The sequence below is a fragment of the Aurantiacibacter spongiae genome, assembly GCF_003815535.1.
Lineage (GTDB): Bacteria > Pseudomonadota > Alphaproteobacteria > Sphingomonadales > Sphingomonadaceae > Alteraurantiacibacter > Alteraurantiacibacter spongiae.
The window spans coordinates 1689993-1712628 of the sequence record NZ_RPFZ01000001.1; the positions used below are offsets into that span (position 1 = coordinate 1689993).

Annotated in this window: 26 protein-coding genes; 17 read left to right on the forward strand and 9 right to left on the reverse strand. The window is 66.4% G+C overall.

What is annotated here, in order from left to right; all coding sequences use genetic code 11:
• Window positions 1–105: 105 nt before the first annotated feature.
• A complete protein-coding gene (locus EG799_RS08225) occupies window positions 106–909 on the forward strand; it encodes a hypothetical protein (protein WP_123880225.1) in 804 nt (267 codons plus the stop codon).
• A 51-nt stretch (window positions 910–960) separates the two neighbouring features.
• Here the strand turns inward: EG799_RS08225 and gyrB are convergent, their stop codons facing one another.
• Window positions 961–3513: a DNA topoisomerase (ATP-hydrolyzing) subunit B gene (gene gyrB, locus EG799_RS08230; protein WP_123882967.1), complete on the reverse strand. Its 2553-nt coding sequence runs from the start codon at window positions 3511–3513 to the stop codon at window positions 961–963.
• Window positions 3514–3622: 109 nt separating this feature from the next.
• Here gyrB and EG799_RS08235 point away from each other — a divergent pair, with 109 nt between their 5' ends.
• The 6 genes from EG799_RS08235 (at window position 3623) to EG799_RS08255 (ending at window position 9534) form a co-directional block, all read left to right on the forward strand.
• Entirely contained in the window at window positions 3623–4327 is a 705-nt protein-coding gene (locus EG799_RS08235) for a ZIP family metal transporter (RefSeq protein ID WP_123880226.1), read from the forward strand.
• Between the two features lie 417 nt (window positions 4328–4744).
• Window positions 4745–6319, forward strand: coding sequence for a glutamine-hydrolyzing GMP synthase (guaA, locus tag EG799_RS08240; RefSeq protein ID WP_123880228.1), 1575 nt, complete (start codon window positions 4745–4747; stop codon window positions 6317–6319).
• Between the two features lie 136 nt (window positions 6320–6455).
• On the forward strand, window positions 6456–7613 hold the full coding sequence (locus EG799_RS08245; RefSeq protein WP_123880230.1) for an alkene reductase: 1158 nt from the start codon (window positions 6456–6458) through the stop codon (window positions 7611–7613).
• A gap of 74 nt (window positions 7614–7687) precedes the next feature.
• A complete protein-coding gene (locus EG799_RS08250) occupies window positions 7688–8134 on the forward strand; it encodes a CHRD domain-containing protein (protein WP_123880232.1) in 447 nt (148 codons plus the stop codon).
• Window positions 8135–8185: 51 nt separating this feature from the next.
• On the forward strand, window positions 8186–8887 hold the full coding sequence (locus EG799_RS14125; RefSeq protein WP_199798277.1) for an endonuclease III domain-containing protein: 702 nt from the start codon (window positions 8186–8188) through the stop codon (window positions 8885–8887).
• The gene (locus tag EG799_RS08255; RefSeq protein WP_199798278.1) at window positions 8884–9534 is read left to right on the forward strand and encodes an endonuclease III domain-containing protein; all 651 of its coding nucleotides are present in this window, start codon (window positions 8884–8886) and stop codon (window positions 9532–9534) included. Before EG799_RS14125 ends, EG799_RS08255 begins: the two co-directional genes overlap by 4 nt.
• Before the next feature lie 141 nt (window positions 9535–9675).
• Here the strand turns inward: EG799_RS08255 and EG799_RS08260 are convergent, their stop codons facing one another.
• Together EG799_RS08260 and EG799_RS08265 are read right to left on the reverse strand one after the other, a co-directional pair.
• Window positions 9676–10101: a hypothetical protein gene (locus tag EG799_RS08260; RefSeq protein ID WP_123880236.1), complete on the reverse strand. Its 426-nt coding sequence runs from the start codon at window positions 10099–10101 to the stop codon at window positions 9676–9678.
• A gap of 70 nt (window positions 10102–10171) precedes the next feature.
• Complete coding sequence (locus EG799_RS08265; protein ID WP_123880238.1) at window positions 10172–10480, reverse strand: zinc-finger domain-containing protein; 309 nt, start codon at window positions 10478–10480, stop codon at window positions 10172–10174.
• 103 nt (window positions 10481–10583) lie between these two features.
• Here EG799_RS08265 and EG799_RS08270 point away from each other — a divergent pair, with 103 nt between their 5' ends.
• Entirely contained in the window at window positions 10584–11570 is a 987-nt protein-coding gene (locus EG799_RS08270; RefSeq protein ID WP_123880240.1) for an ABC transporter ATP-binding protein, read from the forward strand.
• A gap of 36 nt (window positions 11571–11606) precedes the next feature.
• On the opposite strand, the gene EG799_RS08275 is transcribed toward EG799_RS08270, so the two are convergent.
• Both EG799_RS08275 and EG799_RS08280 read right to left on the reverse strand, forming a co-directional pair.
• On the reverse strand, window positions 11607–12638 hold the full coding sequence (locus tag EG799_RS08275; protein ID WP_123880242.1) for a hypothetical protein: 1032 nt from the start codon (window positions 12636–12638) through the stop codon (window positions 11607–11609).
• Window positions 12635–12826 (reverse strand): hypothetical protein, encoded by a 192-nt coding sequence (locus EG799_RS08280; RefSeq protein ID WP_123880244.1) that lies wholly within the window; start codon window positions 12824–12826, stop codon window positions 12635–12637. The genes EG799_RS08275 and EG799_RS08280 overlap by 4 nt, the downstream gene beginning before the upstream one ends.
• A gap of 154 nt (window positions 12827–12980) precedes the next feature.
• On the opposite strand from EG799_RS08280, the gene nadB reads away from it, so the two are divergent.
• The 3 genes from nadB (at window position 12981) to EG799_RS08295 (ending at window position 15862) form a co-directional block, all read left to right on the forward strand.
• Window positions 12981–14573: an L-aspartate oxidase gene (nadB, locus tag EG799_RS08285; RefSeq protein WP_123880246.1), complete on the forward strand. Its 1593-nt coding sequence runs from the start codon at window positions 12981–12983 to the stop codon at window positions 14571–14573.
• A 280-nt stretch (window positions 14574–14853) separates the two neighbouring features.
• On the forward strand, window positions 14854–15369 hold the full coding sequence (locus EG799_RS08290; protein ID WP_123880248.1) for an energy transducer TonB: 516 nt from the start codon (window positions 14854–14856) through the stop codon (window positions 15367–15369).
• 214 nt (window positions 15370–15583) lie between these two features.
• Entirely contained in the window at window positions 15584–15862 is a 279-nt protein-coding gene (locus EG799_RS08295) for a hypothetical protein (RefSeq protein ID WP_234029079.1), read from the forward strand.
• Window positions 15863–15939: 77 nt separating this feature from the next.
• Here EG799_RS08295 and EG799_RS08300 read toward each other — a convergent pair whose 3' ends face one another.
• Window positions 15940–16155 carry a hypothetical protein gene (locus EG799_RS08300; RefSeq protein WP_123880250.1) on the reverse strand — a complete coding sequence of 72 codons (216 nt, stop codon included), beginning with the start codon at window positions 16153–16155 and terminating at the stop codon, window positions 15940–15942.
• A gap of 572 nt (window positions 16156–16727) precedes the next feature.
• Between EG799_RS08300 and EG799_RS08305 the strand changes: the two genes are divergently transcribed.
• From EG799_RS08305 to EG799_RS13985, 3 genes are read left to right on the forward strand one after another with little or no spacing between them, the layout of a single operon-like run.
• Complete coding sequence (locus tag EG799_RS08305; protein ID WP_123880252.1) at window positions 16728–18770, forward strand: ribonucleoside-diphosphate reductase subunit alpha; 2043 nt, start codon at window positions 16728–16730, stop codon at window positions 18768–18770.
• Between the two features lie 27 nt (window positions 18771–18797).
• Window positions 18798–18974 (forward strand): hypothetical protein, encoded by a 177-nt coding sequence (locus EG799_RS13980; RefSeq protein ID WP_158611042.1) that lies wholly within the window; start codon window positions 18798–18800, stop codon window positions 18972–18974.
• 34 nt (window positions 18975–19008) lie between these two features.
• Entirely contained in the window at window positions 19009–19152 is a 144-nt protein-coding gene (locus EG799_RS13985) for a hypothetical protein (protein WP_158611043.1), read from the forward strand.
• A 6-nt stretch (window positions 19153–19158) separates the two neighbouring features.
• Here EG799_RS13985 and EG799_RS08310 read toward each other — a convergent pair whose 3' ends face one another.
• Window positions 19159–19965, reverse strand: coding sequence for a COG4705 family protein (locus tag EG799_RS08310; RefSeq protein ID WP_123880254.1), 807 nt, complete (start codon window positions 19963–19965; stop codon window positions 19159–19161).
• A 107-nt stretch (window positions 19966–20072) separates the two neighbouring features.
• Here EG799_RS08310 and EG799_RS08315 point away from each other — a divergent pair, with 107 nt between their 5' ends.
• Entirely contained in the window at window positions 20073–20594 is a 522-nt protein-coding gene (locus tag EG799_RS08315; protein ID WP_234029080.1) for a helix-turn-helix transcriptional regulator, read from the forward strand.
• Between the two features lie 62 nt (window positions 20595–20656).
• On the opposite strand, the gene EG799_RS08320 is transcribed toward EG799_RS08315, so the two are convergent.
• Complete coding sequence (locus EG799_RS08320) at window positions 20657–20890, reverse strand: DUF2171 domain-containing protein (protein WP_123880256.1); 234 nt, start codon at window positions 20888–20890, stop codon at window positions 20657–20659.
• Between the two features lie 172 nt (window positions 20891–21062).
• On the opposite strand from EG799_RS08320, the gene EG799_RS08325 reads away from it, so the two are divergent.
• Both EG799_RS08325 and EG799_RS08330 read left to right on the forward strand, forming a co-directional pair.
• Window positions 21063–21452, forward strand: coding sequence for a PepSY domain-containing protein (locus EG799_RS08325; RefSeq protein ID WP_123880258.1), 390 nt, complete (start codon window positions 21063–21065; stop codon window positions 21450–21452).
• Between the two features lie 56 nt (window positions 21453–21508).
• Window positions 21509–21808 carry a hypothetical protein gene (locus tag EG799_RS08330; protein ID WP_123880260.1) on the forward strand — a complete coding sequence of 100 codons (300 nt, stop codon included), beginning with the start codon at window positions 21509–21511 and terminating at the stop codon, window positions 21806–21808.
• A gap of 31 nt (window positions 21809–21839) precedes the next feature.
• Here EG799_RS08330 and EG799_RS08335 read toward each other — a convergent pair whose 3' ends face one another.
• Entirely contained in the window at window positions 21840–22454 is a 615-nt protein-coding gene (locus tag EG799_RS08335) for a hypothetical protein (protein WP_123880262.1), read from the reverse strand.
• Window positions 22455–22636: the final 182 nt, after the last annotated feature.

A 22636-nucleotide genomic window follows, 5' to 3' on the forward strand; every position in this document is an offset into this window, starting at 1 on the left:
GGGTCGCCCCTTTTTCCGTGCGTTGGCAGTACCATGGGCTGGAACGCCCCGGCCTGCCCAGTGTTGATCGGCTAATGAGGGCGGGGTCCAGACTGGAGAAATCCGATGGACCAGAACATATTGACCATCATCATCGTCATCGCGGTGATACTCATCGCCTTTGCCATCTGGGCGAGCATTCGCAAGAAGCGCACCGATCACCTGCGCGACCAGTTCGGCGAGGAATACGACCGTACGCTCGAGGCACAGGGCGGGCGCGATGCCGCCGAAGCCAACCTAGAGGCCCGCGAGGAGCGGGTGAAGACCCTCGACATCCGCCCCCTGACCAGCGAGGAACACGCCCGCTTCGCCGACGAATGGCGGGAGGTGAAATCGGTCTTCGTCGACAGCCCGACGGAAGCCGTGCTCCACGCCGACCGGATGCTGGCGACGATGATGACGGCCAAGGGCTTTCCGATGGCCGACTTCGATCACCGGTTCGAGGATCTGACCGTCAACCATGCCGACGTCGCCCGCCACTACCGTGCGGGCCACGACATCGCCGACCGCCACAACACCGGGGAAACCACAACCGAGGACATGCGCCAGGCAATGAAGCATTACGAGGCGCTCTATGACAGGCTGGTGAGCGATGCCGAACGGGGCGCCTCGCCCGCGGCCACGACGGCGACCAGCGGCAGGGCGGAAAGCGGGGCGACCTCGCATCGACCCACGCCCGTAACCGATACGATGAACACCCGCGCGACGGGCCGGCCCGCCAATGACGGAACGGTCACCGCCGATCTCGACGGCGACGGACATGCGGACACCCGGGGGCGCGACCTCGACGGCGACGGGGACGCCGATATCGTTCGCCGCGACCGCGACGGCGATGGCCATGCGGACCGGGTGGAGATTCGCCGCGACTGACGGCGTGGGAACGGGTCGTCGTTGCCGCAGAAAGCGACGGCCCGTTCCGCTTCAGACGTCCAGATTGGCGACGTTCAGCGCGTTGTCCTGAATGAACTCTCGGCGCGGTTCGACGACATCGCCCATGAGCCGGGTGAAAATCTCGTCGGTCACGTCGGCATCCTCGACCTTCACCTGCAGCAATTCACGGTTGTCCGGGTCGAGCGTGGTTTCCCAGAGCTGCTCCGCGTTCATCTCGCCCAGACCCTTGTAGCGGCTGATCGACAGGCCCTTGCGCCCCGCCGCCAGGACGGCGTCGAGCAATTGGGTAGGCCGGGTGATGGCCGTCTCGGGGTCGAAGGCCGGACTTTCGGCATCGGTCTCGTCCGGATTGTCCTCCACCGGTTCCGGCTCCGCCGCCCCGCCGCCGGCCTTTACCAGGCGCGAGGGTGCGGCGTAGGTTTCCGCCTGCTCGACGCCGCGGCGGTGTAGCTTGCGCGCCTCCGCGCTGCCGAGGAACTTCGCCTCGATCAGATGGACGTCGGTCACGCCGCGCCAGATTCGGTCGAACCGTGCCCCGCCGTCGCGGGCGGTGCGCGCAGACCATTCGGCCTCCGGATCGCCCATCTGCATCTGCGCCGCCGCACGGGCGAGCGCTGCGTCCATCGCTTCGCCGGAAAGCCCCGGTTCGAGCGCGCCCGCCAGCGCCATCGCCTCGATCACCGCGGGATCGTATTTCCGCGGGGCGAAGCCGATGAGGTTCTTCAGCAGCAGCGCCTGTTCGACCAGGTCCGCAAGATCGGCCCCGGCGCGCGCGCCGCCCTGCGTCTCGAGCAGACGGTCCGACAGGCCCGCCTGCACCAGATGCCGGTCCAGCGCGCCCTGGTCCTTCAGATAGACCTCGCTCTTCCCCTTGGCGACCTTGAACAGCGGCGGCTGGGCGATGAACAGGTGCCCGGCCTTGATGATCTCGGGCATCTGGCGGTGGAAGAAGGTGAGCAGCAGCGTGCGGATATGCGCGCCGTCCACGTCGGCGTCCGTCATGATGACGATCTTGTGGTAGCGCAGCTTTTCGAGGTTGAACTCGTCGCGCAGCCCGGTGCCCATGGCCTGGATGAGCGTGCCGACCTCCTTCGAGGAGATGATCCGGTCGAACCGGGCGCGCTCGACGTTCAGGATCTTGCCCTTCAGCGGCAGGATCGCCTGATACTTGGAATCGCGACCGCTCTTGGCCGAGCCGCCGGCGCTATCGCCCTCGACCAGGAAGATTTCGGACTTCGCCGGATCGCGTTCGCGGCAGTCGCTGAGCTTGCCCGGCAGGCTGGCGACGCTCATCGCCCCCTTGCGGCTCATCTCGCGGGCCTTGCGGGCGGCCTCGCGCGCGGCGGCGGCGTCGATGATCTTCTGGACGATGTTCTTCGCGTCGGCCGGATTTTCCTCCAGCCATTCCGTCATCTTCTCGCCCATCAGGCTTTCGAGCGGCTGGCGGACCTCGGAACTCACCAGCTTGTCCTTCGTCTGGCTGCCGAACTTGGGATCGGGCAGCTTCACGCTGACGATGGCGGTCAGCCCTTCGCGCATGTCCTCCCCGGAAAGGGAGACCTTGGCGTTCTTCAGCAAGCCGGCATTGGCGGCGTAATTGTTGAGCGTGCGGGTCAGCGCCGCGCGAAAGGCGGCGAGGTGGGTGCCCCCGTCGCGCTGCGGGATGTTGTTGGTGAAGGTGAGGACGTTCTCGTAATAGCTGTCGTTCCATTCCAGCGCGACGTCGATGCCGATGCCGTCCTTCTCGGCGGAGACCGAGATCGGCTCGGGAATCATCGCCTGCTTGTTGCGGTCGAGATACTTCACGAACGCCGCGATGCCGCCTTCGTAGAACAGATCGTGCTCGAGCGGTTCCTCGTGCCGGTTGTCGCGCAACAGGATCCGCACGCCCGAATTGAGAAAGGCGAGCTCGCGGTAGCGGTGTTCCAGCTTCTCGAAATCGAATTCGATGACGTTCTTGAACGTCTCCTCGCTTGCCTTGAAAGTAACGCGGGTGCCCTTCTTCAGCCCGTCCTCGTCCCCGTTGCTGGCGACGGGCGGCGCGTCGCCGACGACGCGCAGCGGTTCCACCGCATCGCCGTTCTCGAAGCGCATCCAGTGTTCCTTGCCGTCGCGCCAGACGCGCAGTTCCAGCCATTCGGACAGCGCGTTGACGACGGATACGCCCACGCCGTGCAGCCCGCCCGAAACCTTGTAGGCATTGTCGTCGCTGGTGTTCTCGAACTTTCCGCCCGCGTGAAGCTGGGTCATGATGACCTCGGCGGCGGAGACGCCTTCCTCCTTGTGGATGTCGACCGGAATGCCGCGACCGTTGTCCTCCACGGAAACGCTGCCGTCGGTGTTGAGCTCGATCAGAACCAGGTCGCAATGGCCGGCCAGCGCCTCGTCGATGGCATTGTCGCTCACCTCGAAGACCATGTGGTGCAGGCCTGAACCGTCGTCGGTATCGCCGATATACATGCCGGGCCGCTTGCGGACCGCATCCAGCCCCTTCAGCACCTTGATGCTTTCCGCGCCGTACTGGCCCTTGCGATGGGTATCTGCGGGGATCGGTTCGGGGGTGGTTTCGGGTGTCTCGTCCATGTCGATCATATAGGGTTTGCGGTGCGAAAACCCAAATCGCGCGTGCGGGCGCGCGAAGGCTTTTCCACCGGTTGCGATCTCCCCCCTGACAGGCTTAGGGGCGGTAGCCATGATGATGACGCTGATCGTGGTGCTGGTGGTATCGGGCGCGCTGCTCGCCGGGGCGGCGTGGGGCATCTACGGCTCGCTGTCGAAACCCGTGGAAGGTTTCCTCGTCGCGCTGGCGGGGGGATCGCTGCTGCTGTCGGTGGTAACCGAACTGATCGAGCCGAGCGTGGACAAGGCCGGGCTTCTGCCGGCGTTCGTCGGCGTGGCGGTGGGCGCCGTGGTGTTCACCGCCGTCGACTACCTGATCAACGAGAAATGGGGATCGGAGCAGGGCGGCGGCCTGCTGGCGGCGATCACGCTCGACGGTATCCCGGAAAACCTCGCGCTTGGCGTGGCGCTGATCGGCGCGGGGCCGATGGAAGTCGCGGCTCTTGCCGGTTCGATCCTCCTGTCCAATCTGCCGGAGGCCGCCGGGGGAGCCAAGGAGATGGCCGGTTCCGGCATTTCGAAAGGGCGCGCCATGCTGTTGTGGGGCGGCACGGCAGCCTTGCTGTCGGTAGCGGCGATCGCCGGCAACCTCCTGCTCGATACCGCGGGCGAGGGCACGCTCGGCATCATTCGCTGCGTGGCGGCGGGAGCGGTGGTGGCCAGCCTGTCGACCGAGGTCTTTCCCCAGGCTTTCAAGGAAGACAGCTACTCGGCCGGCATCGCTACCGCGCTCGGCGTGCTGCTGGCGCTGGGCCTCGGGGAACTGGGCGGCGGTTGAGGCGAAGGCCCGGCCGATTCCCTGAACATACACGAAAATGGCCGCCCGACGCTTTCGCGCGGGCGGCCATCGAACGGTCCGGGACTTCGGGGGATCGGGGGAGGAGCGTCGACCGGACCGATGCTTACCGGTGCCTCAGACGAGGATGCCGGTGAACAGCGTGGAGGAGATGACGATAGCCGCCACGGAGGCGGCGATGTTGGTGAGCACGTGACGCATTGGAATTAACTTTCAAATCTTTGTGGAATGACGGGCGAAGCTGGTCCCCTGTCTGTGGGCGGGCAGATGGCGTGCGACACAAAATGTTGCAAATGCGAAATATATGACAAGTGTTGCGTGTTTTGCAACTTGACCATGATGGCCCGTGTTTCCGGTCGGCTGGACTTGCCGGTGGCTGCACGCCAAAGGCATGGCGTCATGGATAAAGACCACCTTCCCGATTCCATCCTGATCGTCGATTTCGGCAGTCAGGTCACGCAGCTCATCGCCCGCCGCGTGCGCGAGGCCGGCGTCTATTCCGAGATCGCGCCGTTCACGCAGGCCCAGGCGGCGTTCGAACGTTTGCAGCCCAAGGGAATCATCCTGTCGGGCAGCCCGGCCGGCGTGCCCGACGAAGACAGTCCCCGCGCACCCCCGATGCTGTTCGAGGCCGGGGTGCCGATCCTCGGCATCTGCTACGGGCAGCAGGTCATGACGCACCAGCTCGGCGGAGAGGTGCGACCCGGGCACGAAACCGGCGAGGGCGGCGAATTCGGCCGCGCGTTCCTCACCGTGACGAAGCCGTGCGCGCTGTTCGACGGTCTGTGGCGGGAAGGGGAGCGCCACCAGGTGTGGATGAGCCACGGCGACAAGGTCACGCAGTTCGCCGACGGCTTCGAGATCGTCGCGGTCAGCGACGGCGCGCCCTTCGCCGTCATCGCGGACGAGGCGCGCAGGTTCTACGGGACGCAGTTTCATCCCGAAGTCGTCCACACGCCGGACGGCGGCAAGCTGCTGGCCAATTTCGCGCGCCATGTCTGCGGGCTCGCCGGGGACTGGACCATGGCAGAATTCCGCGCCACCAAGATCGCCGAGATCCGCGAGCAGGTGGGCGAGGGCAAGGTGATCTGCGGCCTGTCGGGCGGGGTCGACAGCGCGGTCGCCGCCGTCCTCATTCACGAGGCGATCGGCGAGCAGCTGACCTGCGTGTTCGTGGATCACGGCCTGCTTCGCGCCGGAGAGGCGGAACAGGTGGTCGGCCTGTTCCGCGGGCACTACAACATCCCCCTCGTCCACGTCGATGCGGAGGAGCGCTTCATGTCGGGGCTGGCAGGCGAAACCGACCCCGAAAGGAAGCGCAAGTTCATCGGCAAGACCTTCATCGACGTGTTCGAGGAGGAAGCGCGCAGGATCGGCGGCGCCGACTTCCTCGCCCAGGGCACGCTCTATCCCGACGTCATCGAAAGCGTCAGCTTCACCGGCGGGCCGAGCGTCACGATCAAGTCCCACCACAATGTCGGCGGTCTGCCCGAACGCATGGACATGGCGCTGGTCGAACCCTTGCGCGAACTGTTCAAGGACGAGGTGCGCGATCTCGGCCGCGAACTGGGCCTGCCCGACGTGTTCGTGGGCCGCCACCCCTTTCCCGGTCCCGGGCTGGCGATCCGTATTCCCGGCGCGGTGGACAAGGCCAGGGCGGACATCCTGCGCAAGGCGGACGCGATCTATCTCGAGGAGATCCGCAATGCCGGTCTCTACGATGCGATCTGGCAGGCCTTCGCCGTACTGCTGCCGGTGCGGACGGTGGGGGTGATGGGCGACCACCGTACCTACGACTACGTCTGCGCTCTGCGCGCCGTGACCAGCACCGACGGGATGACGGCGGACGTCTACCCCTTCGACGCCAGCTTTCTCACCCGCACGGCGACGCGCATCGTGAACGAAGTGCAGGGCATCAACCGCGTGGTGTACGACTACACCTCCAAGCCGCCGGGCACGATCGAGTGGGAATGAAGCGGGCCTCGCGACCCTCGCCCGACCGCCCGCGTGAAGGCGATCTTGGCGCCCGCGTAGAATAGCTGCCTCGCCCCAGCGGAACGCGAATCCCACTTGCCGGTTGCATTCGACAACCGATTGAACAGGAGCCGCCATGTCCCGCCACGATCCCGAAAACGACACCGCCCCGCTGTTCGAACCCGTGACCGCGGGTGACCTGACCTTTTCCAACCGCATCTGGATGGCCCCGCTGACCCGCGCCCGCTCAACCCGCGAAACGAGCGAGCAGACGCCGCTACATGCCCTCTATTACGCGCAGCGCGCCGGGGCGGGGCTGATCGTGTCGGAGGCGACGCAGATAAGCCGGCAGGGGCAGGGCTACGCTTGGACGCCCGGCATCTACACGCCCGAACAGGCTGATAGCTGGAAGCTTGTCACCGATGCGGTGCACGACGCCGGGGGCCGAATCTTCTGCCAGTTGTGGCATGTGGGCGCGATCAGCCATCCGGTGTTCCAGCCGGACGGCGCGCAGCCCGTCTCTTCCAGCGCGTGGACACCCGAAGGCAAGGCTTTCGTCGGCGATTACCTCGAAGATGGTCCGCAGGTTCCCCACCAGGAAGCCCGCGCCCTGACGAGGGACGAGATCGCCGCCGTCGTCGACGATTACCGCAACGCCGCCCGCATGGCCGCCCGTGCCGGCTTCGACGGGGTCGAGCTGCACGCTGCGAACGGCTACCTGATCGACCAGTTCATGCGGTCTTCGGTGAACAAGCGCACCGATGATTACGGCGGCACGCTGGAGAAGCGCCTGCGCCTTCTGGGCGAGGTGGTCGACGCGCTGACCGAAGAACTGCCGGCGGGACGCGTCGGCGTGCGCCTGACGCCGATTGGCGGGCCGGGCGGAAGTCACGACGACAATCCGCACGAAACCTACCCGGCCGCTGCGCGCCTGCTGTCCGGGCGCGGACTTGCCTACCTGCATGTGGTCCGGGCGACGGACCACGGCGGGGCGGGCGGCGAAAAGAGCGAGGGCGATCGCATTCTCGCCGCCATGCGCGAGGCGTTCGACGGCACGTTCGTCGCCAACGGCAACCTCTCGCCGGAGGACGCTGCCGGCTGGATCGCGCGGGGCGATGCCGACGCGGTCGCTTTCGGGCGCGCCTTTCTCGCCAATCCCGACCTGCCCGCGCGCATCGCCGCCGGAGGCGATCTGAACGAGCCCGATCCCGGCACCTATTACGGCGGGGACGCACGCGGCTATGTCGACTACCCGTCGCGCGCGAGACCCGGCGACCCGTTGCCCCAAAGCTGACGAAATGCGGAACATCGCGCCGCACCCCGGCGTTTCCCAGCCAGCATGATTTCATGCGGTGAGGAGAACATTCGATGAGAAACCTGTCCTATGCGATGATCGCCATCGGCGCGCTTGGCCTGTCGGCCTGTGCCACACTGGAGGAAGGCGCGGTCGAGACGACCTCGGACACCTACAACGCCAATCTGACCGGGTCTGCCGAGGTCGGGGGCGGCGCGCCGCAAGGCATGGGCCGCGCCGAAATATCCCTGTCCGACGAACTGGGCCAGATCTGTTACGAACTGAAGGACGTGACCGGCATCGGCCCGATCACCGCCGCGCACATTCACCGCGGCGCCGCCGGTACGAACGGCGACGTGGTGTTTCCGCTCAACCGCTCGAACCAGGGCGAGTATCAGGGATGTTCGGACGCCAGCCAGTCCTTGCAGGACGGGATCGCTGCCAATCCCTCGATGTATTACGTCAACGTCCATACCAGCCAGTATCCCGACGGAGCGATCCGCGGTCAGTTGATGCGGTGAGTTTGCGCCCGGCGAGTGCCCCGCCCGGCGCCAGACGTTAGGGCCGGGTGGGTGCATTCGCTGTTTTCCGATCCGCGCAGCGAGACGCTGGCGCGCATTCACGCGGCGCTGATCGCGCGGTTCGGGCGCATCCCGCGGCATGATGACAGGCGACGCGACCCGGTGTGGACCCTGGTGCAGGGCGTGATCGGCGCGCGGACGAAGACCCATCTTTCCAATGCCAACACCGATGCCTTGCTGGCCCGCTGGGGAAGCTGGGAAGCCGTAGCCCGGGCGCCGGAAGCCGGAATTGCCGAAGTGCTTTCGAGCGCGACCTTCCCGGCGATGGTTTCCGCCCGATTGAAGGCGTGCCTGAGCGCGATCGCCGCGGAGCGCGGCGCGGTCGATCTGCGCCACGTGTCCAACCTGCCGACCGACACGGCGATGGACTGGCTCGAGACGCTTCCCGGCGTCGGGCGCAAGATCGCCGCAGGGGTGATGAACACCAGCCGCTTCGACCGCCGCGCGCTCGTCATAGACGGCCACCACCGCCGGGTGATGCAGCGCACCGGTCTTGTCCCCCCGCGCGCCGATACCGCCCGCGCCTATGCCGCGCTCATGCCGCTCCTGCCGGGGGAATGGTCCGCGCGCGACGTGGACGAACATCACCTGCTGGTGAAGCGACTGGGGCAGACGCACTGCCGGCCATCGGGGCTCCATTGCGACAGCTGCCCGATCCGGGCCGAGTGCGAGACGGGGAAGCAGCGCGCGTGATTTCCCTGGTCGACTTGGAAGCGGTCTATCGCCGACTGGCCCGCACGATGCCGGGGCGCACGCCGAACGCGAAGGGGCCGAAGGGGCAACCCGACGCCTTTCGCGCCTGCGTGGCCTGCATGCTCTCGGCGCAGTCGCTCGACCGCAACACCGCTGCCGCTACGAAGGCCCTGTTCGCCATCGCTGACACGCCCGAGCGGATGCTGATGCTGGACGAGCAGACGATCGCCCGCGCGATCAGGCCATGCGGCCTCTACAACATGAAGGCGCGCAATATCCGCCGCTTTTGCAAGGCGTTGCTGCGCGAACGTGGCGGGGTCGTACCCGACACGCGGGAAGGGTTGATGGCTTTACCCGGAATCGGGCGCAAATGCGCCGATATCGTTCTCAGCTTCACCTTCGGGAAGGACGTGATCGCGGTCGACACGCACGTTCACCGCGTATGCAACCGCATCGGCCTGACCGATGCCGGCACCGCCGAACGCACTGCGCGGCAACTCGACGAGCGCACGCCGGACTGGGCGAAGCGGGACGGACATTTCTGGCTGATTCAGCTCGGCAAACGCATCTGCCGCGCCCGCAAACCCCGTTGCAAGGAATGCCCGGTGAGCGAATGGTGCGAATACCTTGCTGCCGGGTTGGAATGATCGCCACCGGTCGCCCGCGAGCGCTTGGGGTCGTTATACCCCGATGAAAGACCCGCTTCGCCGGTCGGGCGAAGCGGGTCATGAAAGGGGGCGAAATTCTGCAAAGCCCGCCGCCGATCGACGACAAGCAGGCAGGCGGCGTCAGCCGTCGTCTTCGTCAACCTTCGTGTAGGGCACGAAATCATCAAGGAAGACGACGCCGCTGAAGAAACCGCTCTGGTCGATGGTCCGCGTCACGTCGTATTTGCACAGGCGCGAACCGGCGCCGAAGCGTTCGATGACCGGAATATCCCAGTAATCGAGCTGGTCGGGATTGAGCGCACGGGCCACCCAGATGGTATCGCCGCGTTCGTAGACGAGGCCGACATTCTCGACCACGCGCAGGCTGCGGCCCGACGTGCTGTAGACGTTGATGCACGAGGTCGGCTCTCCGGCGACGCGGCCCTCGAGGTCTTGTGCGAGGCGTGCCTGCGCTCGCTCGCTGGGGCTTTGCGCGGCTGCGGGAACGGCAGCGGCCGCGGTAAGGGCGGCGGCTGCGGCGGCAACGGTGGTAAGGGTCTTCTTCATGTCCTGTCTCCTGCCCGAGACAATAGCGGGTTTCCTGTTAACCGCGCCTGACCGCGCTTTGTTCCGGCACTCAGGATCCTTCGACGGGCTGTTCCTGCGGGCCGTCGCCCTGCTTGGGCAGCGGGGCGCCGGCATCCTTGTCCACGCCCGTCATCGCGGCCGAATCGGGCACTGCGCCATGATCCGCCGGCCCGCCTTCGAGAATGAAGCGCCGGTCGCAATAGCCGCAATCGACATAGCCCTTCTCGTCGATCTGCATCCAGACGCGCGGATGGCCGAGGCTGGCGGGCAGGTAGTTCTCTCCGCCGCGAATGTCGCCGGCCCCGTCGCACCAGACGCGCGCGGTATCGACGATGGTTGTTTCGGGTACGTGGTCCATGGCCGCGAAGCCCTATCGCCTGCCCGTGATTCCCGCAATATCGCGCGGTCATCGCACGGCGGACGGGTTTACTCACGCGATTGCAGGGCGCATGGGGCCAGCCATGACCGTGCCCCAGACGCTGCCGCCCAATCCCGACGCCGCCATCGAGATCCGCGATCTCGTGAAGGAGTATGCGGGCGAGGGCGATGCCGCCCCCAAGCTCGCGCTGAAGGGCGTCAGCTTCGACGTGCCCGAAGGCGCGGTGTTCGGCCTGCTCGGCCCCAACGGGGCGGGCAAGTCGACGCTCATCAACATCATGGCTGGGCTGGTCAACAAGACCGGCGGCACGGTGCGCGTCTGGGGGCACGACATCGACCGCGATCATCGCAACGCCAAACTCAATATCGGCATCGTCCCGCAGGAAATCGTGTTCGATCCGTTCTTCACTCCCTTCGAGGTGCTGGAAAACCAGGGCGGCTTCTACGGCGTCGCCAAGGCGCTTCGCCGGAGCGAGGAACTGCTGCGCGCGGTGCGCCTGTGGGACAAGCGCGATGCCTATGCCCGCACGCTGTCGGGCGGGATGAAACGCCGCCTGCTGATCGCCAAGGCCATGGTCCATTCGCCGCCCATCCTGGTGCTGGACGAACCGACCGCCGGCGTCGATGTCGAACTGCGCCGCCAGTTGTGGGATCTGGTCAACGAACTCAATGCCGAAGGCGTGACCGTCGTCCTCACCACGCATTACCTGGAGGAGGCCGAGGCGCTGTGCGAGCGAATCGCGATCATCAATCACGGCGAACTCATCGCCAACGAGCCGACCCGCGAACTGGTCGGCATGATGGGCGAGAAGATCGTCGCGGTGACGGTCGATCAGGACGTGACCGACCTGCCCGCCGATCCGCGCTTCCACAAGTGCGAGGCGGTCGGCGAAAGACAGATCGAGATCACCTTCGACAAGGGGGAGATGACCGCCGGGCAGGTGCTGGCCAAGGTCCAGCAGCAGGGCTTCACGATAGAGGATGTGACCACCCGCGAGGCCGATCTGGAGGACGTGTTCGTCCAGCTGACCGAGGCCGCCGATGCGCGCAGCGGGCAGACCGTCACCTGAACCCCGTCACGCCCCGCCGGTCCGGGCCGGTCGGGGTCAGTCCGCGCCCTCGGCGCGCCAGTAGGGGCCAGTGGCGTAGAGCTTGAGGCGCCAGTCGGCGTCCTGCGCGAAGATCACCAGTTCGTCGGTGCGAACAAGACCGCCCTCGGGTGTCTCGTCGACATGGTGAAGCTGCGCCGCGACGCCGGCAAAGCTCGACAGCAGCGTGGCGGCGGCGATCTCGATCAGCGGCGCGTCCTCGTGGCGCAGGTCGATCAGGAGCGGGGCATCGCCCGGCGCGCGCGCTTCGAGCCAGGCGCGCACCTCGTCCGCCAGGCCTTCTACGTCGCCGCGTTCGACCAGGGCCTTGAGCGACTTCTCGCGCGTCTTCCAGTCGGGCAGCGCGAGCGGACGGCGCAGGTGGGGCGGGGCCGCATCCCTGCGCGAGACGAGCCGCAGGGCGCCCCCGTCGGCGGCCACGACGCTGGCGAGCGGCGCCGCGTAGGCTTCCTCGCGCAGATGACGCCGGTGAATGTCCTCGCGGTCCGGCTCGGGCGGCAGGGAAAGCAGCGTGAAGGTGCTCTCGTCGCTCTCGATCAGCCAGTAGTTGGGAAGTCCCCAGATCCATACCTTGACGCGTTCGGGCAGCAGCGTTTCGAGCACCGGCAGGGCATCGGCAACGGCGATGACGACGCCGGTAGCCTGCGAATCGTAGCCGAACGTGACGTGGTCCTGCCCTTCGGCCACCAGCCAGAGCATGTCGGCGACCTGATCGGCGCGTCGCGCCCTGTCCGCCTCGTCCTCCCCCGGCAGCGGCGGGTAGCGCCAGTAATCCGGATGGCGGTAGGTTTCCATGACGTCGGCAGGGGGCGAGGCATGCCACAGGACGCCGGACCCCGACACGGTCAGCCAGGGCGGCGTCCAGATGCCGAAGGGTGCAGGCCGAAAGGCGACGCCAAGCTCGCGCAACCGTGGAACCACGTCGCCCCTGACCCTGGGGTCGGGCTCGGACCGGGGATCGGTGCGACCCGCATCGCGACGCGCGGCGATTCTCCTGCGGCGTTCCGGGTCCATAGGCGCGGCGCTCATTTGCGCATCCTTGCCCAGCGCTTCTTGCGCACGCGGCGGATCGCCCGGTCGCAGAACTCGCAACGGCTGACGAACTGCTCGCCGTCCCAGTCCGCGCGCCGCCCGCGCGGGCGATGCTGGCCGAGCCGGCAGAGAAGGCGCGGAAGAATGGGACTACCGGATGATGTGGCGGACTGGTGTTCGGTCATCACTGGCCCCCCCGATGACGGCACGAATCCGACCCGGTTTGTGCAGCGCATCGTAACACCTTGCCGTGGGTCGGCGCAACAATCGCCCGCGAAGGCCGCGCGGCGGGCGAAAGCTTGTGTTGCGGGCGGGGGCCGGGGTGGGCAAAGACCGGGCATGATCAACCCATCCCATACCCATGACGTTCTCGTGATCGGATCCGGCGCGGCGGGACTGACGGCCGCGCTCACGCTCGCGACGCAGCGGCGCGTGCTGGTGCTTGCCAAGGGCGCGCTGACAAGCGGGTCGACCGCCTGGGCGCAGGGCGGAATCGCCGCGGTGCTGGATGCGGGCGACACGTTCGAGGACCATATCCGCGACACCATGATCGCCGGGGCCGGTCTCAATGACAGGCGAACGGTCGAATTCGTGATCGAGCGCGCGCCCGCGGCGATCGACCGGCTGGTGGAACTCGGCGTGCCGTTCAACGCCCAGGGCGAAGATCTGCACCTGACGCGCGAGGGCGGTCATTCGCACCGGCGCATCGTGCATGTGAACGACGCCACCGGCTGGGCGGTGCAGGCCGCGCTCCTGAAGGCGGCGCAGGACAATCCCAACATCACGCTGCTGCCCGACCAGAGCTGCATCGAGCTCATCACCGGGCGGCACGAGGAACGCTATTCCGGTGCGGGCCGTGTCTGGGGCGTCTACGCTCTCGACACGGCGAGCGGGCGCGTGGTGGCGCATACCGCGCGGGCGACCGTGATGGCGGCGGGCGGGGCGGGGCGCTGCTACCTGTTCTCCACCGCCCCGCGCGGCGCGACCGGAGACGGGATCGCGATGGCGTGGCGCTCGGGCGCGCGCGTTTCCAACATGGAGATGATGCAGTTCCATCCGACCTGCCTGTACAACCTCGAGGTCAAGAACTTCCTCATCACCGAAGCGGTGCGGGGCGAGGGCGGGCGGCTGATCCATCCCGAAACCGGCCGCCGGTTCATGGCCGATTACGATCCGGAGCGCATGGAGCTGGCCCCGCGCGACGTGGTGGCGCGGGCGATCGACGACCAGATCAAGCGCTTCGGCCTGGATTACGTGCATCTCGACATCAGCCACCAGAGGGCCGACTTCGTCACGGAGCACTTTCCCACCATCCACGAGAAGCTGCTGACGCTGGGAATCGACATGACCGCGCAGCCCATCCCCGTCGTTCCCGCCCAGCACTATACCTGCGGCGGCATCGTCATCGACCTCGACGGCCGCACCGACCTGCCGGGCCTCTACGCCGCGGGCGAGTGTACCGAGAGCGGGTTGCACGGGGCCAACCGCCTCGCGTCCAACAGCCTGCTCGAATGCTTCGTCTTCGGCGAGGCGGCGGCGCGTGACATTCTCTCCCGCTGGAGCGAGTTCCCGCCCCCGCCCGCCATTCGCGAATGGGACGATACGCGCGTCACGGATTCGGACGAGGAGGTCGTCATCAAGCAGAACTGGACCGAGATCCGGCGCCTGATGTGGAACTATGTCGGTATCGTGCGAACCACCAAGCGGCTGGAACGCGCCGCCAACCGTATCGCCCTGCTGCGCAAGGAGATCGACGAATATTACGGCGCGTTCAAGGTGACGACCGACCTCATCGAACTGCGCAACCTCCTGCAATGCGCCGACCTGATCGTCGAGAGTGCGTTGATGCGCCACGAAAGCCGGGGGCTGCACTTCACGCTGGACTATCCCGAAACCGCACCGGTCGCGCGGGATACAGTTCTCGTGCCGTAAATCGTCGCAACGCACGAAACTATTGTTTCGAGCCGCAAACGCAGATATTTGATTTCTTGAGAAACCCGTTCGGCGTCATTTTCGGTCAACCTGTCCCGATTTGGTTTAACTTTTGGCAATCTGGCGTAGAAAGGGAACCGGACGTGTCCGAACCGCAGGCGGACATTTTCCGGGATCGACCCGAAGTGTTTCGCGTGTCCTCGAAGAAAAACTACCCCAACAGGTCGCCGTGCCAGCGATAGCCCCCGGGCCGATCATCCACACTCGAAGGGATGATCCGATGCGTAAATTCGACCTGTCTGCGGTATTCGTCGTTCTGCTCGGCGTGAGCACCGCCCCCGCCGCCACCCTCGCGCACGACGAGGCGCTCCCCCAGATCACCGTCATGCCATCCGCCGTGAGCGAGGCGCTCGATCGCGACCTCGACCGGCAGCTTGTGATCGTCGACCGGCCTTTCGCCAGGGTGCAGCCGTCCCAGGGGATCGTGCGGGTGCGTTTCTCGCTCGATGTCGACGGCAAGCCGGTGAACGTCCGCCTGTACGACCACCGCGCCAACCTTCCCGCGCGCCGCGCCGCGCTGCGAGCCGTGGAGCGCCTGCAGGCCTGCAGCGACATTCCGGTCGCCTATCGGAGCGGCGATCTCCAGGCGAACATCATCTTTGCCTCCAGCGATCGCGATTTCCGGCGCCTGACCGCCGATCTTGGAGACATGGAGGCGCTGCGTCTCGCCTCCTCCCAGGCCGAGCGCGAGGTTCTTGCCTTCGGTTCCACGACCGCCCGCGCTCCCGCCGTCTGACCTTCCGGCCGGACGGTGGCTCTCCGGTATCGTCGGTACGCCGGGTACTGCGGACGCGGTGCACGGGCGGTACCGGGGTTGCCACGCCGACGAACGGCGAGGCTGTCTGCCCGCTTTTCGTCACAATCTTGGAACATTTGTCCTGTTCGTCCTGTTGAATACACGAGACCTTCGGCCAAGCCGCCGGACCGACAGACGATAACAGGAGGATATCTTGAAAAAGACACTCATGCTCGCCGCCCTTCCCCTCGCCACCCTGGTCGCCGCATGCGGTCAGGATTCGGCCGTCGAGGAGCGTGGCGACATGCTCGAGGAGCGCGCCGATGCGGTCGAGAATGTCGGCGATGATCGCGCCGGCCAGCTTGAAGAGATGGCCGACGAGGCGCCGACCGACGCGCAGGAAGACGCGCTCAACGCCCGGGCCGAGGAAATCGACGATATCGGCGACAACCGCGCCGAGGCGCTGAACGAGCGTGCCGACGAAATGGAATGACACTCGCCCGCCGGCCGCCGGTCGGCGCGAGACGGACACGGGAAGGGGCCTGCGGCGACGCGGGCCCCTTTTTCGCGTCAGTCGCCCATCATCAGGAACAGGAAGAAGGCCAGCGCGGTCGCCCCCAGGAACAGCATCCAGCTCCAGTAGAAGGTGATGGCGGTTTCCATCACCTCGAAATGGAAGGTGCGGATATTGAGCGGTCCGCCGGTCGTGCCGCCCGACCCCATGAACAGACACACGATGACCGTCAGCGCGATGCCGAGCGGTATGGCTTTCAGGAATGCGAACACGGTCCCGTCGTCCTTTCTCGCCGCCAGCGAACCCGCCTCGCCCAATGCCCCGCCCGGCGCGGCGCGTCCAGTGCCGCCGGGCGCATGACCGCTCCAACCCTTGCGCGTGAGGATGGGTTCGATCGCGCGGGTTGCGACGGCGGACTTTTTTTCCGCAATTCGATTATGCCCCTTGCACCTCGCGCAAGCCGTGGAGAACCCACGCGTCGCACCGTGTTTGTGCCACCAGACACCCTGCTCCGGCGTTCCCGATCGCGGTAAACCTGGCTTAACCCTCTTGCGCGCGAGTCGCACCTGATTCACTTTGGGTTGTGGTCGTCACTCGGGGTTCACCCACAAGACCTAGATTTGCGGGGCGTCGCCACCATCTTGGCGAGGTTGCCGAATCGACGTCGGGGAAGGTGCGGGAAAAGGCGGCTGTGGGCAGGCGGGGGATAAGTTTTCTCCTGCCGGCGCGTGGGGATCGCTAGGCTGGCACCGTCCGGCCGAATCGCAAGACCGCCACGGGCGCAAGGGATGGATCACGGGCCGGCGGCAAGCGCGCCGGGCCGAGGGAAACGGGGACGGGCACGATGGATTTTCGAGGCGGCAATGAAGGGGCGATGGCCGGCGGGACGGATACCGACGCCGGCGAGACGGTCGAGGATACCGCGGCGCCCCGCAACACCGATGACAAGGCAATGGCTATGGACAGGAAAGACGCAGGGACCGAGGCGCTGGTGGATGCCCCTTCGGCGGACGATGGCGGAGCGGCGCTGGCCGCGGCCGGAGCATTGGCGGAGGCGGCAAAGGCGGCGAAGAGCGATTCCAGGTCGGTCAATCCGCGCCGCTTCACGATTCGCACCGATCCGGCGCGCGACGCCAACCTGACCGAGTTCGGCAAGGCGACGCTCAACGATCGCTATCTGCTGCCGAACGAGACCTATCAGGATCTCTTCGCCCGGGTGGCCGACGCCTACGCCGATGACGAGGCGCACGCACAGCGCATCTACGACTACATTTCGAACCTCTGGTTCATGCCGGCAACGCCCGTCCTGTCGAACGGCGGCACCGGGCGCGGTCTGCCGATCAGCTGCTATCTCAACAGCGTCGAGGACAGCCTCGAAGGCATCGTCGGCACCTGGAACGAGAATGTCTGGCTTGCCAGCAAGGGCGGCGGCATCGGCACCTACTGGGGCAATGTCCGCGGCATCGGCGAACCGGTGGGCCTGAATGGCAAGACCAGCGGCATCATCCCCTTCGTGCGGGTAATGGATTCGCTGACGCTGGCCATATCCCAAGGAAGCCTGAGGCGCGGTTCGGCGGCCTGCTATCTCGACGTGAGCCACCCGGAAATCGAGGAATTCCTCGAGATCCGCAAGCCATCGGGCGACTTCAACCGCAAGGCGCTGAACCTGCATCACGGCGTGCTTCTGACCGATGAGTTCATGGAGGCCGTGCGCGCGGGCGAGAAGTTCGCGCTGAAAAGCCCGAAGGACGGCACGCAGCGCGGCGAGGTCGATGCGCGCAGCCTGTTCCAGAAGCTGGTCGAGACGCGGCTGGCGACGGGCGAGCCCTACATCGTGTTCTCGGACACGGTGAACCGCATGATGCCCAAGCATCACCGCGAGCTGGGGCTGAAGGTGTCGACCTCCAACCTGTGCTCGGAAATCACCCTGCCGACCGGCATCGACCATCTCGGCAACGACCGCACGGCGGTATGCTGCCTGTCTTCGCTCAACCTCGAAAAGTGGGACGAGTGGAACGGCGACAAGCGCTTCGTGGAGGATGTCATGCGCTTCCTCGACAACGTGCTGCAGGACTATATCGACCGTGCGCCCGACGAGATGGCGCGCGCCAAGTACTCCGCCGCGCGCGAACGCAGCGTGGGCATGGGCGTGATGGGCTTCCACTCTTTCCTCCAGTCCAAGGGCATCGGCTTCGAAAGCCCGATGGCGAAGGTCTGGAACCTCAAGATGTTCAAGCACATCTCCGCCCGCGCGGAGGAAGCGAGCATGATGCTGGCGCATGAACGCGGCCCCTGCCCCGATGCCGAGGAAATGGGCGCGATGGAGCGCTTCTCCTGCAAGATGGCGATCGCGCCGACGGCCTCGATCTCCATCATCTGCGGCGGCACCAGCGCGTGCATCGAGCCGATCCCGGCCAACATCTACACCCACAAGACCCTCTCGGGCAGCTTCGTGGTCAAGAATCCATATCTGGAAAAGCTGCTCGACAAGAAGAGCAAGAACTCCACCAATGTGTGGAATTCGATCCTCGAGAAGGGCGGCTCGGTCCAGCATCTCGATTTCCTGACCGCGGAGGAAAAGGCCGCGTACAAGACGAGCTTCGAGATCGACCAGCGCTGGCTGCTCGAATTCGCTGCCGACCGCACGCCGTTCATCGACCAGGCGCAGAGCCTCAACCTCTTCATCCCCGCAGATGTCGACAAGTGGGATCTGGCGATGCTGCATTTCCAGGCATGGGAGAAAGGCGTCAAATCGCTCTATTACCTGCGCTCCAAGAGCGTGCAGCGTGCCGGTTTCGCCGGCGGGGTGGAGGCCGACAACACGGCCGACCCGGCGAAATACGAACTGCCGACCACCGATTACGACGAGTGTCTGGCCTGCCAGTAGGCGCACGCGGGAGGGAGACGACGCATCATGGGCATACCGGGACTGGTGGCGCTGGGCGTCGTCTTCGTCGCGCTCGGCTTCGTCTTCCGCAAGCGCGGGGCGGACAGGGCGGCGGCGCGCGCGGGAACGCTGACATTCGCCCTGTTCGAGCTGGCGGGCGCGCTGTTCCTGATCGCCGCGCTCATCACGGCGCTGCGCGGCTGAAACCCTGACCTATATCGTCGTCATCCTCGTGCTGATGGCCGTCGTCCTGTTTCGGGCCGACCGAAAGCGGGCGGATACCGTCAATTCGGGTACGATGCGATGGTTCGCTCTCGGCCTTGCCGGGGCTGCGCTGCTGCTGGGAATAGTCACCCTGCTCGATCTCGCGCCGGCGATCTGACGTTGCCTATTCCAGGTGCTCCTGCGCGCGCACCGTTTCGGGGCGCTGGGGCAGGACGATGACGAGGACGACGATGGCGAGGGCCAGCACGATGGAGGCGGCGAGGCGGCTGAGTTCGAGCCCGCCGCTGGCAACGGGCTTGTCGAGGAAATCGCCGACCACCGCGCCGAGCGGCCGGGTCAGGATGAAGGCCGACCAGAACAGCGCGACCCGGTTCGCCTTCGTAAAGCGATAGGCGACGGCCAGCGCGATGAGCGCGCCGCCGAAGATTTCCGCCGCGCCGAGATAGCCGAGCGGACCGTCTGCCACCCAATCGCCCAGCGCCGTGCCCAGCGTCTGCGAGAAGGTGATCGTCAGCCAGTAGAACAGTTCAGCGTCGCGCCGGTGGACCGATGCGGCGGAGATCGTGCCGATGGACCGGTGCCAGACGAACAGCGACATCAGCACCAGCGCGAACAGCAGCGCCGATCCGCCAGGATAGCCGATGCCGAGCGAGCGTGTCGCGAAATCCGCCAGCGTCGTGCCGACCGTGGTGGACGCGATGATGGTCGCCCAGTAGAGCGCGGGGTGAAAGCGCGAGGCGCGCACCTGCTGAAAAGTGAAGAGCGCGAAGATCGCGCCGAAGATGGCGGTGCCCACGACATAGCCGTTGACGCCGGACTGGCCGGCGGTCGCGCTCGTCTCGCCCAGCCAGCTCATGCTGACGGTATCACCCATCGTCTCGCCGAAGGTGGTGGCAAGGATCTTCACGATCCAGAAGCCGAGTGTCACCGCCGGCACCTTGGCCAGCATTTCCCTTTCGTCCCGCGTCATGCGAAGGTCCTTCCGTCGGTACGGCGACGCCGTCGCAAAAGGATTGGCCGGGGGCTGCGCAAAATCTATAAGCAGCGGCCGATGGAAAGCCGCATCAGCAATTGCGTATGAACCTGTCAGGTGCGGATCGAGGCCGGCTGGAGACGCAGCTGGGCGGCGCTGTCCTCATCGTCGCGGTGCAGGCCGTCGCGGCGATCTACTTCGTCGTGGACGGAATAGAGGACGTGCTGCCGCAACTGCGCACCGGGCCGAGCGCCGAAGTGGTGATGGAAGGGCTGGTCGCGCTTGCCCTGCTTTTGGGGGTGGTGCTGGGCGCGCGGCACACCACGCGCGTTCTGCACGAGGCGCGTCACCGCGACAGCGCGCTCGATGCCGCACGCGGTGCGATGAGCGCGGTGATCGAACGGCATTTCCGCCAGTGGAACCTCTCGCCGGCGGAGGCGGAGGTCGCCCTGTTCGCGCTGAAGGGGAGCACCATCGCACAAATCGCCGCGATGCGCGGTGCAGCGCAGGGCACGGTGCGTTCGCAGCTCAGCCAGGTCTACGCCAAGGCCGGGGTCCGGAACCAGTCTACGCTGGTGGCGATGTTCGTCGACGAACTGCTCGATCCGCTGGTGCCGGGGCAATAGGCGCGAAAAACCCCGGCCGCGCCTGTGGCGGGCCGGGGTCTGCCAAACGTCATGCGGGACGATCAGGCGTTCGCGCCGCCCACGCCCGGAGGCACCGCCGCGCCGGCCTTCAGATAGACACGGTTATCGTCGATCTTCTCGACGTCGTCGAGCTTCAGGTAGTGATGCAGGTCGTCCTTCGCATCGGACTTGGTCAGCTTGATCCGGTCGTCCTCGACCTCGTCGACGGTACCGACGTGCTGACCGTTGCTGTCGGCGACTTCCATGTGCTCCTTGATGCGCATCTTCTCGAACATTTGCGTTCTCCATCTGGTGTTGGGGTATGGCCTTCCAACGATGCCGGACCCCTGCGTGTTCCGCGGATCGGGAGGGGGAGTTGCGTGTTCGCGGCAAACTGTGTCTTGCCATTGACAGCGGTGGGGCTAAGAACTGTTGCAATTGATTTGCAAGAGCATCTGAAAGGCTTTCATGCGCAAATGGCATCGCTGGCTCTCGCTCGTGTTCGGGATCGTGCTGGTTTTCGTAACCGTGACCGGGTTGCTGCACTACGTGGTCGCCTGGTGGCCCGCCGAGCCGCCCACCGCCGCCGCGCTGGCCGCGCGCGAGCCGCCCGCCGGATTCGTCTGCCCCGAAGGCTGGCGCTGCTCGCCGCCGCGGGGCAGGCCGGCACTCGGCATCGACCTTGGGTTTGTCCACCATCTCCATTCCGGCAGCGAGGGGGGCGTATGGGGCGAGATCGTGGTGATGCTTTCCGGCCTCGCGCTGCTGTTCTTCAGCGTTTCGGGCTTGTGGATGTATCTGCGCATGTGGCGCGCACGCCGCGCGAAGGGAAAGCGCCGCGGCCTGTTCTGGACCTAGCGGCGGGGGTGCTGCGGTAATCGAACCTTAACCGTGCGCGCGTAACGGATAAGCCCATGAGCAAGGCGCGCCCCACCGTTCCCACGCACCACGGCTATGGCGAGGTGCGCGTGTCGCGCTACTTCACGCTGTACCTCGCGCAGATCGCCTGGCTGGCGCTGGGCCTGTACCTCAATGCGATCGCCTACTGGCCCTCCACCTGCACGCCCGACAACATCATCGAAGCCTATGGCTGCTCGATGCGGCTGCCGGAAAATGGCGGGTGGAGCGAGGCGGCGCTGCTCACCTGGATGTGGGCGACACCGATCCTTATCGCGCTGGAGATTTCGCGCCGCGTGGGCAAGAGCAAGGACTGAAGGGCAGTCCTTGCCGCCGCCCCTTTGGGGGCTATTCCTTCAGCTTCTCCACGCGTTCCTCGGTCGCGCCGCCGTAGCCGCGCTCTTCCTCGTCTTCCTCGATCCTGTCGCTGGCGTCCGCGCTCCGATCGCGGCCCAGCCCCTTGTCGAGCGAGGAATCGTTTTGCGCCGCGGCCTGCGCCCGGCGTCTGTCCTCGTCGGCGGCGTCCTGGTGCATGTTGGTCGGGCTGTTGACCTCGTACTGGTCGTAGGTGGGTTTCGCCGCGCCGACATGGTTGTCCTTCGCCTGAGGCTGGTTGCCGGCGAGCGGACCTGTCTCGATATCGTTGTTGAGACCGGCACTGGCCTGAGGACGCGGCTCGCCATCTTGCGCTGCGGATGATGGCCCCTGCGACTGGCCCTGCGACTGTGACTGCGACTGCGAGCCCTGCGACTGCGACTGCGCGGACTGCTGCTTGGCCTGATCCATCATGTCGCCCTTGCGCACGGGCGGATGCTTCTGCTGGTCTCGCGGAGCGTGATCGGGTTCGCCGCTGGCCGTGCGGCGCGCCTCGTCCTCCTGCGGGCCGGTGCGCTTGATGCCGCCGGGCTCGTGCCCCGGCTTCAGGGTGACGTCGCGGCTGTCTTCGGGTTCGTATTCGCCCATGATGGGCCTCCTTGTGTATCCTCTTGCAGCGTCAACGGCCCGTGCCCCCCGCGCGTTCCGCCGGCAGGCTCCGCCCCGGGCGCGCCGGTGGCCGTTTCGGGCCGGGCCGTTGACCTGGGGCGACGGGTCGCCCCTCGCAGGCGGGCGAGGCGGTGTCGCTCATCCGACACAGGCCGCATGGC

Coding starts and splice junctions, on each gene's coding strand:
- EG799_RS13980 (WP_158611042.1), top strand. CDS start 18,798: ATGGGCATACCGGGACTGGTGGCGCTGGGCGTCGTCTTCGTCGCGCTC.
- EG799_RS08310 (WP_123880254.1), bottom strand. CDS start 19,965: ATGACGCGGGACGAAAGGGAAATGCTGGCCAAGGTGCCGGCGGTGACA.
- EG799_RS08265 (WP_123880238.1), bottom strand. CDS start 10,480: ATGGACCACGTACCCGAAACAACCATCGTCGATACCGCGCGCGTCTGG.
- EG799_RS08320 (WP_123880256.1), bottom strand. CDS start 20,890: ATGTTCGAGAAGATGCGCATCAAGGAGCACATGGAAGTCGCCGACAGC.
- EG799_RS08245 (WP_123880230.1), top strand. CDS start 6,456: ATGTCCCGCCACGATCCCGAAAACGACACCGCCCCGCTGTTCGAACCC.
- nadB (WP_123880246.1), top strand. CDS start 12,981: ATGATCAACCCATCCCATACCCATGACGTTCTCGTGATCGGATCCGGC.
- EG799_RS08235 (WP_123880226.1), top strand. CDS start 3,623: ATGATGATGACGCTGATCGTGGTGCTGGTGGTATCGGGCGCGCTGCTC.
- EG799_RS08225 (WP_123880225.1), top strand. CDS start 106: ATGGACCAGAACATATTGACCATCATCATCGTCATCGCGGTGATACTC.
- EG799_RS08305 (WP_123880252.1), top strand. CDS start 16,728: ATGGATTTTCGAGGCGGCAATGAAGGGGCGATGGCCGGCGGGACGGAT.
- EG799_RS08315 (WP_234029080.1), top strand. CDS start 20,073: ATGAACCTGTCAGGTGCGGATCGAGGCCGGCTGGAGACGCAGCTGGGC.
- EG799_RS08250 (WP_123880232.1), top strand. CDS start 7,688: ATGAGAAACCTGTCCTATGCGATGATCGCCATCGGCGCGCTTGGCCTG.
- EG799_RS08330 (WP_123880260.1), top strand. CDS start 21,509: ATGAGCAAGGCGCGCCCCACCGTTCCCACGCACCACGGCTATGGCGAG.
- EG799_RS08325 (WP_123880258.1), top strand. CDS start 21,063: ATGCGCAAATGGCATCGCTGGCTCTCGCTCGTGTTCGGGATCGTGCTG.
- EG799_RS08335 (WP_123880262.1), bottom strand. CDS start 22,454: ATGGGCGAATACGAACCCGAAGACAGCCGCGACGTCACCCTGAAGCCG.
- EG799_RS08270 (WP_123880240.1), top strand. CDS start 10,584: ATGACCGTGCCCCAGACGCTGCCGCCCAATCCCGACGCCGCCATCGAG.
- EG799_RS08275 (WP_123880242.1), bottom strand. CDS start 12,638: ATGAGCGCCGCGCCTATGGACCCGGAACGCCGCAGGAGAATCGCCGCG.
- EG799_RS08290 (WP_123880248.1), top strand. CDS start 14,854: ATGCGTAAATTCGACCTGTCTGCGGTATTCGTCGTTCTGCTCGGCGTG.
- gyrB (WP_123882967.1), bottom strand. CDS start 3,513: ATGGACGAGACACCCGAAACCACCCCCGAACCGATCCCCGCAGATACC.
- EG799_RS08280 (WP_123880244.1), bottom strand. CDS start 12,826: ATGACCGAACACCAGTCCGCCACATCATCCGGTAGTCCCATTCTTCCG.
- EG799_RS13985 (WP_158611043.1), top strand. CDS start 19,009: ATGGCCGTCGTCCTGTTTCGGGCCGACCGAAAGCGGGCGGATACCGTC.
- EG799_RS08260 (WP_123880236.1), bottom strand. CDS start 10,101: ATGAAGAAGACCCTTACCACCGTTGCCGCCGCAGCCGCCGCCCTTACC.
- guaA (WP_123880228.1), top strand. CDS start 4,745: ATGGATAAAGACCACCTTCCCGATTCCATCCTGATCGTCGATTTCGGC.